Source organism: uncultured Nostoc sp., assembly GCF_964247315.1.
In the GTDB taxonomy this organism is placed as follows: Bacteria; Cyanobacteriota; Cyanobacteriia; order Cyanobacteriales; family Nostocaceae; genus Nostoc.
In genome coordinates this window covers 1-9,300 of sequence record NZ_CAXTTT010000195.1, presented here as the reverse complement: position 1 = coordinate 9,300, position 9,300 = coordinate 1, and the positions used below count along the sequence as shown (strand labels likewise).

The following is a 9,300-nucleotide window of genomic DNA, read 5'->3' as shown; positions in this document are numbered from 1 at the left end:
ACCCTAACCCTCCCCTTATAAAGGGTTTTTGCATAAATCTAGTGCCGTGTCAAGCCTAAATTTGTGCATTAAATGTAAATTGGGTTGACGTAAGGAAACCCAACCTACGTTTAATCCATCTGAATTTTATAGTGGCGATGTCTACGACAGGCTACGCCTACGCCCTTGTGGAAGAGTCTAATATCATTAGTGTCAACTCAACTATAATGCGATATTATGCCAGCAAGAGATATCTTTCACAACGCAGTCAAAAAGGACTAGAAAAAGAAGGGTGGAAAATTACCCACGATCCCTTACCCGTCAGTTTCGAGTTAGGAGATATGTATATATAGCAATCCTGAATGATTCGTGAGAAAATACAGAAGAGAGATATAAGTAATATTTGCGACTAAAGAGGCTAGTAGTAATGTGGATGCGATCGCTAACAGAGTTTATCGAACAGAGCCAAGACAAACGTGAGCTAAAACGAGCGATTGCAGTCAAGATGTTACTCTCAGGACACAAACATGAGGCGATTATGCCAATACTAGGCGTTTCGTCTGGCTTTATCAGTAAGTGTAAAAAGGCATTTTTTCTTCATGGGGTTGAGGGTTTAAAATTAGCACATAAAGGAAGTATTGGAATTTTAAACTAACAACAACATGTAGAGATAATTGAATGGCTTTTAACAAAAGAATCCTGGACTATTAAGGAATTAGAGTATCAGATTGCATCCAAGTATGGATTTGCTTTCGAGTCCAAACAAAGCTACTACGATTTATTTAAGGAAGCACGTATTAGTTGGAAAAAAAGTCAAGCTCATAATCCAAAATATGACCCAGATAAGGTAGCGTCAAAAAAAAAGAGATTTGTGAGTTATTGTCAGCCCGACGAGCCGAAATAGAGCGGAGCCGGAGACGCTCCGCCTCCGGTTGGGAGAGCTAGTTGTGTTCATGGTTGATGAATGTCATCTACTTTGGGGAGACATAATAGGGTATGTTTGGGGAAAAACTAGTGAACGAGTATCAATACCAGATCCTGTAGAGGATATTTGGTTGCAGGCAAAAAGATTAATTCGAGAGTTTTATTTTTTCTGTCATTCTTTCTCTGTAGTCAAGGCTTTATTTGAGCTATCAGTAAGTTGTCAAATTTTTGACTTTCCAAAGCTCCATGAATATGGTGTTTTCTGATGAATCATTTAGGATTGCTATAGTTTTAAACTTTCTGGCACACAGTGGAATGCAGTAAAAAATTACAGTAAACTTAGACCAAGCGATCGCGAGTCTTATTTAAGAAAATACCACAGCGATCGCTTAAATTCTATCCAAGCCCAATGGGTTGCAGATTTATCCCGCCTGGGTATCCAGTCTCCCCCTCAGTTGGTAGAAATTCCAAGCAATCCCACTCAACCACCTACAGCAGAAATAGCAAGCTCTCTAGCAGTTTTTAAAATGAGAGTTGAAACGCCAATGCTAACTGCTCTCCAGTCTGGTGCTGAACGGAATCAAAATGCCTTAGCTGAAATTACTGACCAAACAGCTTGGAACAAAATCGCTCAATTCTATGCCGCCGACGTCAAACTAGATGCGAAACAGCATCTCTCTAATCGGAGCTAAAAAGTCTCAATCTGCCAACACTCAAGAAGATAATTTGCCGATAATAGTGAAAAATTTTGAAGCCACAATGGCTTTAGATACAGTCAGAAATAAATATATGCTGCACAGCCAAATTCATCAATGGTTTATGCAGGGTAAGCATACAAGGAGTGTGGAAGCGCTCAATGAACAAGTATACGCCCAACTATTTTTAACTCCTAGTTCTGGCCCTTGATTGGGGCTTTTTCCCAACGACAGCTACAGCGCCATTGATAATGATGGCATTCGTTAAGCTAATAAACTGAACTAAGTAAAAAGGAGTGACGAGATTTTATCGCATTGACACCTCACCCGTCACTCCTTATAACTTGCGCGTTGATTAGCTGTTACGCATTGTTAAATTACACCAGCTTACTACTTCATTTATCCTCTAACTAAAGAGAGAGGCAGATAATTATTAAGTTAATATGTGATTTTTTATACAATTATTTTTAATTTATTAATATTTATCTTTGCAATTCTAGATATAGTAGTTCGACTATTGCTTGTTCTCAGTCGTTTTACTCTTACCCGTGCCGGGAGCATCCCAAATGTGCAAGTTTATTTTTATACGGTATTTGGACTTAAACAAAGAATGAAATAAGGAATCGCATAAACGTGGAGCGGCTGACCATGGAAACAATTATCATTAGCACTAAATCATTCATTGGAGGAATGACAAAGCGGGTTCAACAATAATAGTTAGAAATTAAGGCTGAGATGTAGAGTTTTCCAAATGTGGTATCTGCTCTTTGCTAGTCATCATTTTGACTGGCTTATCAGTTTAGTCAAAAATTAGCATAATCGTTAGATGGCAGATTTGGCACTCGTATTTAGCTGAGTTTACAGAATTTTCCTACCAAAGGTAGAAGTAATACTTAGCAAAATACCGTAAAATATCTTGTAAAAAAATATCTGAGTAGCAACAGTTATAAGGAACACTTTGTAATTTCCTAGATTAAATTTACTTTGAGCATCTAGGTTGAATGCAATAGGTGTCATTTAAAAACTGCTCCATCTGTAGCGACTGTAAAAAATAAATTATCAAAAACCTAAAATAAATGTAATTTTATAAGTTTAATTGCATAAAAATTGCAGTTTACAACCAGTTAAATTTATCACTCAATAAAATTAGGAATGCTGCAATTTTTTCAAAGATTTACCTAGTAGATTTTTTGCTCAACTTCTGCAAGCAAGTAGCGGTTATTTAAGGTGAACATAGAAAAATTTATCCAACGCACAGAAATATTGCACAAGCGTTTAGCAGATTTATATCAAACTGCTAGTATACTACCTTGGATTTCGCCCGATCTGTTGCCAGAAGCTTTTAAGGAACTCTATGTTAAGCAAAAATAAGTTGCCAGCCAATCAGGAAAATTGCTATATCTGCAAAAACATGGCTGATGTATCCAGGCCAGATTGAGCAATAATTCAAGTAGCACCATGACCAAACCGCCCCTGCTAGAAACACCCCCAATGAGCATAATGTTGTCGCACGCCAGTCGAAGTAAGCTGCCAAACCAACAACGTGATGAATCGTAAAAAACAGTGCAGACAGTACTACAGCTAAAGGACTTGATACCAAAATTTCACATTTACGATAGACAAACGAACGCCAGACAAATTCCTCAAGCAAAGAGTTGATAAATATCCAGTATCCTGAACCTACTAAGTAGATTGCAAAACTGTTCAATCCAACTTGTGTTGCGCGATCACGAACATATTCAACATCTATCCATTTTGCGCCCAGCAACCAATAAACAATCAAGATGATGCCTAGCATTAATAGCCCTAATCCAACTCCAGCTAATAAATCGCGTCTTTTAGGATATTCAACTTTTAAATTCTCTTTATCGATAAATAACAACCAGATAATGGGTAGTACCAACAACCAGATTTTAGATAATAAAGCTACTAAATGTCCTTGGAAGCCAGGGAATATATACAGTTGAGTTGTAATACCAATGCTCGGAACTGGCACAAGTAACAACAGAGCTAGTAGTGCATTTTGATTTTGGTTAGGTTTTAACATGGGAAAGTTTTGTTATATTTCGATGGTTTTAACTTTTAAACTAAATCTATTTTGAAATCTATAGTTTTGATGTCAAGTTAGGGTGATTACTTGTAATCAAATCTATCAATGTGGGTTGTGTTGTAGCTTACTTCTCCGTAGGTATATGGTAGTAAAACCCAACATTAACAAAGATAAAATGTTGGATTTCCTTCCTCAAGCCTACCTACAGATATTACAAGGGTTTAACTTAACATGATATTAAACGTAGTGGAAACATCTCGATCCTATCTAGAAGTATCAGACATTTTGCCCACAATACTCAAAGTTTCAAAATTGATGAGGTTTACTATTACTTTTTCTATTCAAACTATAAAACTTGAGTGTCATAATCAGACTTGAATAAAGTGACATTTTGTCCGTTGTCACATAAATTTCACATGAATTTAATCCTAGAATTCGGATGAATTTGTGTGTAATATTCCCTTGTTCGCAGCATTTTTATAATGATTTACTGTGCCGATTTACTTACACATAATTAAAATGCACAGCCTGCTGCAATGCTGTGAAGGATATAGGATTTGAGGCAGACATTAATACCCATCGTGCTAAGTATAGCTTTTCGTCAAATCCGAGTGTGATACAAACAAGGAATTTAAAATGTACCCAAAATAATGTATATGTAATTGAGAGCGTATTGCTAAAATCGCAATACCTATGGTGGGCTACGCCTACGCAGCATTCAAAGCAGCTATGCACACATTTGGCAAAAAAACTCCATCATTGGGCTACATCTTAGCACTGGATTTAGGTACGACAGGCAACCGCGCCTTTGTATTTAACGCAGACGGCAAGATTGTTGGACAGGCATATAAAGAATTAACTCAGTATTATCCTCAGCCAGGATGGTTAGAACATGACCCTCAACAAATCTGGCAGGATACTTGTTGGGTGATGCAAACCGCAATTGAAAATGCCCAGATTACGCCATCAGCGATCGCAGCCTTTGGACTGACTGTACAGCGCGAAACCTGTTTGATTTGGGACAAAACTACTGGTAAACCCCTCCATAGAGCGATCGTCTGGCAAGATCGCCGTACTGCTCCTTTTTGCCACCAGTTACAAGAGCAAGGCTACGCTGAAGAAATTTACGATCGCACCGGATTAATCATTGATGCCTACTTTTCTGCTACCAAGCTCAGATGGCTATTAGACAATTTTACAGATGTTGACCTAAACAATGTTTTAGCAGGCACTATTGATACCTGGGTGTTGTGGAATCTCACAGGTGGGAAAGTCCATGCCACTGACCACAGCAACGCCAGCCGTACAATGTTGATGAATCTCAAAACCTGTGAGTGGGATGAGATTTTGCTCGATCTGTTTCAGATTCCGGCTCACATTTTGCCCCAGATTCAACCGAGTTTAGGAGTATTTGGAGTCACTGATGCGACTTTGTTGGGTGCTGAAATTCCCATTACTGCCATCTTAGGAGATCAGCAAGCTGCTCTATTTGGTCATGGCTGCGATCGCCCCGGTTTGATGAAATGTACTTACGGGACTGGTAGCTTTTTGGTAGCTCATACAGGCAATCGAATTGTGCGATCGCACCATCAACTTCTTTCCACTATTGCATGGACACAAGCAAATCCCAAGGATACTTTAGATGTCGGCTATGCCTTAGAAGGCAGTATGTTTACGAGTGGTGCTTGTATTAAATGGTTGCGCGATCGCCTGAAGTTAATTAAAACTGCTGCTGAAACTGAAGCGATGGCCAATCAGGTAAAAGATAATGGCGGAGTCTACTTTGTGCCAGCATTTAGTGGATTGGGCGCACCCTACTGGGATATGAGCGCTAGGGGAGCTTTTTTCGGCATTACCGCCAGTGTACAACCAGAGCATTTAGTTCGCGCCGTCCTAGAAGCGATCGCTTATCAAGTTCTGGAGGTGGTGCAAGCGATAAATGCATCTAGCAGTACTCCAGTTGGGCGATTAACCGTAGATGGTGGTGCTTGCGAGAATAATTTTTTGATGCAGTTTCAAGCTGATGTTTTAGGTATTCCAGTTGAACGCCCGATAATGCGCGATACGACCGTTCAGGGTGCAGCATTTGCCGCAGGTTTAGCTGTAGGATTTTGGGAGAGCTATGAAGCACTGGTGGAACAACGGCAAATTGAACGTGTGTTTGAGCCGAGGAACAATTTCTCCTTGTCCAACTTTGGTACTTGGCAAAAGGCAGTGAAACGTACTCTGGCTTGGGACGAGTAGCCGATCCAAAAGGAGTTAAAGGGAAAATTCTTAGCATGAAAGAGGGAAGGCGAAGGAAAAAATAACAATCTATAGCAATCCGAATTGAAACGCGAGAAAATACGGAAACAAAAAGTACGTATATATAAGCATTACAGCTATTTTCTATCTCACGAATGATTTAGGATTGCTATATTACAATCAAACAAATGGATGGAGTATTAATTTATCATGCCCTACAGTCAATTCAACATTGACCGAGTAAAACAAGATTTTCATCTAAATACTGTGCAAGGAGTCCGCTTTTTCCCAGACTTGATTGAACCCATTACTCCAAGTTTCAGACTACAAGGTATTTTAGAAGATTTACCGTGGGCGATTCTCTAAAGAGACGCTGCGCGATCGCAGTAGATACAGAAAAAGCTCGTTCAGAGGCGATAATTAATCCTATATTGCTGGAAGTGCGACGCATCTTCAATTCCACAATTAGTGTATTTTCAGGAGAAGAGTTTAACGTTGATGCGAGTATTGGACTCAACGGTGTCTGTGACTTCCTACTTTGCCGTTCGCCTGAACAATTAACGGTGGAAGCACTTGCAATTGTCATTGTTGAAGCGAAAAAATCAGATTTAAAATCTGGATTAGGACAATGCATTGCAGAAATGGTAGCTGCACAGCGATTCAATCAAGCAAGAGTTCAACCCTTAACAGCAGTTTACGGTACTGTAAGCAGCGGAACCCAATAGCGATTTCTGAAACTAGAGGGGCAAACAGTCACAATTGATTTAATGGATTATTCTCTTCCTCCTATCGAACTAATTCTGAGCTTTTTGGTGTGGATGGTAAAAGCAGGTTAATTTCATTCCAAAATCGATCGTTAAAATAACTCTTACTTTTATAATTCATTAGACATCTGGTGAAAAACTAGAGACATAGTACTACTAAGACTCTACAAGGTTTCTGGATATATCTATCTAGCAGAAGTCAAGTAAGTATTAATCAGTCAAAATATCACTCACAGATAAAAAGCGCATGACTACTAAACCGAAGATTTTCATTGATGGGGAATCAGGAACCACAGGCTTACAAATTTACTCACGCCTGAACCAACGTGATGATATTGAGTTAGTTAGCATTGAAGCATCTAAGCGTAAAGATGCAACTGAGCGAACCAAACTAATCAATGCTGTTGATGTTATCATTCTCTGCCTGCCTGATGATGCGGCCCGTGAAGCTGTTAGCTTAGTCAGTAATACTAGGGTTAAGATCCTTGATGCTAGTACTGCCCATCGCACGGCTAAAGACTGGGTATATGGCTTCCCTGAACTCAATCCAGGACAGCGAGAGAAAATCGCCAGCGCCCAGTTTGTCAGCAATCCGGGCTGTTATCCCACAGGATTTTTAGCTTGTATCCGTCCGTTGATTGCCAAAGGACTCTTAAATAGTAACTTTCCCATCACCGTTAATGCAGTGTCAGGTTACTCTGGTGGCGGAAAGAATCTCATTAAACAGTATCATACCTTCCACGAACAGCAAGCGGGCGCAGAGTCGCTCCACCCTTATGGTATCTACGGTTTGCAGTTTGGGCATAAGCACGTCAAAGAAATGCATCAGTATTCGGGGTTAGCATCACCACCGCTTTTCGTACCAGCCGTGGGAGATTTTGAGCAGGGGATGCTAGTACAGATACCTTTACCACTGGGGACTTTGGATAATCCACCATCAGGTAAGATTATTCATCAAGCGATCGCTGACTACTACCAAAGTGAAAAGTTTGTGCAGGTTGCTCCATTCCATGATTCAACTCTGCTCAGAGACGGAACATTTCTGGATGCGATGTCTACGACGGGCTACGCCTACGCACTCAACGATACTAATATTGTTCAGGTTTTTGTATTCGCCAATGACACTACCAAAGAAGTCTTGCTAGTTGCTCGTCTTGACAATTTAGGTAAGGGCGCATCAGGAGCCGCAGTCCAAAACCTAAACATCATGCTCGGTTTTCCAGAAGAGTTGGGATTGTCATGAAAGAGAGTTAAGCAGTGAGGAGCAGGGGAGCAGAGGAGAAGTTGCAGTAAATTTATTCCTCTCTGCCTCTTGTGCCCAATGCCCCATGCCCAATACCTATTATCTTGATTTTTCTTTCAGTTCCTCAAGTAATTGAATTACATTATGCTCAAATGTTTTGTTTCGCTCTTGAACTGATTCAATTAACGGTTTATCAAAAAGATTAATGACATATTTAGCCACTTGAACACCTAAAGGTCTTAAATGTCCACCTGCTACAGTTTTCCGAAAATATTGAGGTGGCTTTTGCAGAATATTAGTAAACCATTCACAGGTTGATTTAGCAATATTATCTGATTTGAAACAGACTAAACCCATGATATTAAATAGCCCACTATCCTTGATTAAATGCTGGGTTTCTTCAACAGTTGGTTTCACACCCCAACCAAGATTATCAATGATATCCGCTAAAAATTGAGGACGAATTGCGCTCCCTGTGTCAGCAATAGCAGGTGCTAATAAGATAGAAACCTGCCCTTTAATAAAAACACTATTAATTTTGATTTTCCGACGTACATAAGTGCAAATTAATTTTTCAACTTCATCCCTTTTTCGGATTAGTTCATCAAATAAAATGTTAATATCTGCAATTACACTTTCTATCTGTGAATCATCAGAAGTATGAGCTAATAGGTTACGAATAAACTGTTCTCTATCTTGAGGCTTTGGAGGTAGAGCAGTAAATCCTTCTAATAAAGAGATATATTTACAACCAAGGCTATGTCCAATCCAAGAAAAGTTTTTATCATCTAGATAAGCTTCATAATCGTATCCTTCAACAGTTGCCATCCTTACAAGCTCTGGCAAAATTTCATATTGCTCCCTCATGAGAAAACCAGCTTCTACATAATGGTTAAAAGTAAAATTAAACGGCAAAAGAATAATTGTATATCCCTGCTCGAATAAAGATTGAAGCAGATAACGATAAAAAAGCATGGGGCCAAATGTACCAAAGAAAGCCCCGGCAATAAATTGAATTACTCCTTTAGGCTTTGGATGTAAAGCAACCCAACTGTGAGAAACTGGTTTAAATCTCAGTTTTAGATTCATATTTACCATGACTTATTTGTAGGTATATGCTGAATCTCCAAACTGAAGTTGCTGCTTTTCGGATTATTCAAAAGATATTTTTGTCAAACTGCGATCGCCTCGTTAGCAAATAGCCGGAACTCTCTTAATGGCGTTAATTCCACTAGTTAGCGGTGGTTAAAGCTATTTCACCTTAGCGCGGAAGCGGACAAAACCATAAGAATTAGCTGGTGTGCCAGATCCAGTGGCTGCGGGTAGATTGGGAAAACTTGGGACTGTACCCGGATTTCTCACAAGCAGTAAAAAATCAATTTACATAACTTGATGTGAGAC

7 protein-coding genes and 3 pseudogenes are annotated in these 9,300 nt (G+C 39.5%); 8 read left to right on the top strand and 2 right to left on the bottom strand.

What is annotated here, in order from left to right:
- Nucleotides 1–137: 137 nt before the first annotated feature.
- The 5 genes and pseudogenes from ACFE93_RS32925 to ACFE93_RS32905 all read left to right on the top strand — a co-directional run.
- Entirely contained in the window at nucleotides 138–332 is a 195-nt protein-coding gene (locus tag ACFE93_RS32925; protein ID WP_375480044.1) for a hypothetical protein, read from the top strand.
- Between the two features lie 80 nt (nucleotides 333–412).
- A pseudogene (locus ACFE93_RS32920) lies at nucleotides 413–1,169 on the top strand (transposase).
- 261 nt (nucleotides 1,170–1,430) lie between these two features.
- The gene (locus tag ACFE93_RS32915; RefSeq protein WP_375480042.1) at nucleotides 1,431–1,595 is read left to right on the top strand and encodes a hypothetical protein; all 165 of its coding nucleotides are present in this window, start codon (nucleotides 1,431–1,433) and stop codon (nucleotides 1,593–1,595) included.
- On the top strand, nucleotides 1,564–1,809 hold the full coding sequence (locus ACFE93_RS32910) for a hypothetical protein (RefSeq protein ID WP_375480040.1): 246 nt from the start codon (nucleotides 1,564–1,566) through the stop codon (nucleotides 1,807–1,809). The genes ACFE93_RS32915 and ACFE93_RS32910 overlap by 32 nt, the downstream gene beginning before the upstream one ends.
- 1,016 nt (nucleotides 1,810–2,825) lie before the next feature.
- Nucleotides 2,826–2,966, top strand: a pseudogene (locus ACFE93_RS32905) (transcriptional regulator); the annotation flags it as partial.
- On the opposite strand, the gene ACFE93_RS32900 reads toward ACFE93_RS32905, so the two are convergent.
- Complete coding sequence (locus ACFE93_RS32900) at nucleotides 2,956–3,645, bottom strand: CPBP family intramembrane glutamic endopeptidase (protein WP_375480038.1); 690 nt, start codon at nucleotides 3,643–3,645, stop codon at nucleotides 2,956–2,958. The pseudogene ACFE93_RS32905 and the gene ACFE93_RS32900 overlap by 11 nt on opposite strands.
- A gap of 732 nt (nucleotides 3,646–4,377) precedes the next feature.
- Here ACFE93_RS32900 and glpK point away from each other — a divergent pair.
- The 3 genes and pseudogenes from glpK to argC all read left to right on the top strand — a co-directional run bounded on the left by glpK (nucleotide 4,378) and on the right by argC (nucleotide 7,899).
- Nucleotides 4,378–5,892, top strand: coding sequence for a glycerol kinase GlpK (gene glpK / locus ACFE93_RS32895; protein WP_375480046.1), 1,515 nt, complete (start codon nucleotides 4,378–4,380; stop codon nucleotides 5,890–5,892).
- A 210-nt stretch (nucleotides 5,893–6,102) separates the two neighbouring features.
- Nucleotides 6,103–6,728: pseudogene (locus ACFE93_RS32890) on the top strand (hypothetical protein).
- A 175-nt stretch (nucleotides 6,729–6,903) separates the two neighbouring features.
- Complete coding sequence (gene argC, locus ACFE93_RS32885) at nucleotides 6,904–7,899, top strand: N-acetyl-gamma-glutamyl-phosphate reductase (RefSeq protein ID WP_375480036.1); 996 nt, start codon at nucleotides 6,904–6,906, stop codon at nucleotides 7,897–7,899.
- Nucleotides 7,900–7,998: 99 nt separating this feature from the next.
- On the opposite strand, the gene ACFE93_RS32880 is transcribed toward argC, so the two are convergent.
- On the bottom strand, nucleotides 7,999–8,997 hold the full coding sequence (locus ACFE93_RS32880; protein ID WP_375480034.1) for a DUF1350 family protein: 999 nt from the start codon (nucleotides 8,995–8,997) through the stop codon (nucleotides 7,999–8,001).
- Nucleotides 8,998–9,300 lie beyond the last annotated feature (303 nt).